This is a genomic window from Xanthomonas cassavae CFBP 4642 (genome assembly GCF_000454545.1).
GTDB classification, from domain to species: domain Bacteria; phylum Pseudomonadota; class Gammaproteobacteria; order Xanthomonadales; family Xanthomonadaceae; genus Xanthomonas; species Xanthomonas cassavae.
Genome location: NZ_CM002139.1, coordinates 3,835,058 through 3,836,078, shown reverse-complemented (window position 1 = coordinate 3,836,078; position 1,021 = coordinate 3,835,058). Strand labels below are relative to the sequence as shown.

The following is a 1,021-nucleotide window of genomic DNA, read 5'->3' as shown; positions in this document are numbered from 1 at the left end:
CGGCTCTGGGCATGGTGTGGATTGCATCATGGCCGTGGCAAGTCGTGGCAGCATCTCGCGCAAGCGGAATCGACGATTAAAACGATAGGCCGCTTCTCCCAGGTAACGCCTTGCGTATTTGCCTTGCGCGATGGCGTGATACACGCCACTGATGGCGCGTTTGAGATTGCCCAGCACCACGTTGAGCCAACGTGCACCGGCCGTTTCGGTCGCGGCACGACCACCGCCAGTGTCCAGCGTGGTGTGCGCGTGGCCGGCGTCTTCTAGCCGGCGGAAGCAGGCCAGCCCATCGGTGTAGACCTCGCATTCGGGCGCCAAGCGACGGGCAATCCAGTCCTGCAGCGAGGTGTTGTCGAAGCTGCGCACCGGCTCGATCACCACAAAGCGCGGCGCGGTGAAGGTGGCATCGGTCTGCACCGCAATCAGGAACGCTTGTTTGTTCTCCGATCCGCGTCCGGCCTTGCCACCGTTACGCTCGCCGCCGAGATAGGCATCGTCGATCTGCACGAAACCCGCCAGTTTCCGCATGGATTCGCGCTCGGCCATAACCTGCATGATCTTGTGTTTCATCCGCCAGGCCGTCTTGTAGTTGACGCCCAGATGCCGCATCAACTCCAGCGCGGCCATGTTGGTTTTGGTCGAGGTCAGCAGGTGCAACGCCAGCATCCAGGTGCGCAGCGGCAGCTTGGTGCCTTCGAACATCGTGCCTGCAATCAGGCTGGTCTGATGCCGGCACGCGCTGCATTGGTAGTAGATCGCAGCACCCCGCTTGAAACGCGAGCGCACGCGTCCGGCACAAACAGGGCAACGAAAGCCTTGCGGCCAGCGCCACTTGTAAAGCGCGCGATAGCACTTGGCTTCGGTGCCGTAGGACGCGAAGAACTCAGGCATCGACAATCCCGCTTGGAACTGCACGGCATTGATACTCATCACGCCACCTCGTTGGCTTCAGGTGACAGCAGCATCCACCCAGCGCGGCGCAGATCCTGCGACAGGCGGCTGATGGTCAGGGCTAATCAGG

At 61.8% G+C, this 1,021-nt stretch carries 1 protein-coding gene (only partly in view); it reads right to left on the bottom strand.

Annotated elements, in window-relative coordinates:
- On the bottom strand, positions 1-930 hold the 5' portion of the coding sequence (locus XCSCFBP4642_RS0116820; RefSeq protein ID WP_029220814.1) for an IS1595 family transposase. It extends 30 nt beyond the left edge of the window; only the first 930 of its 960 coding nucleotides appear in the window; it begins with the start codon at positions 928-930; its stop codon lies off the left edge, out of view.
- Between the last annotated feature and the right edge of the window lie 91 nt (positions 931-1,021).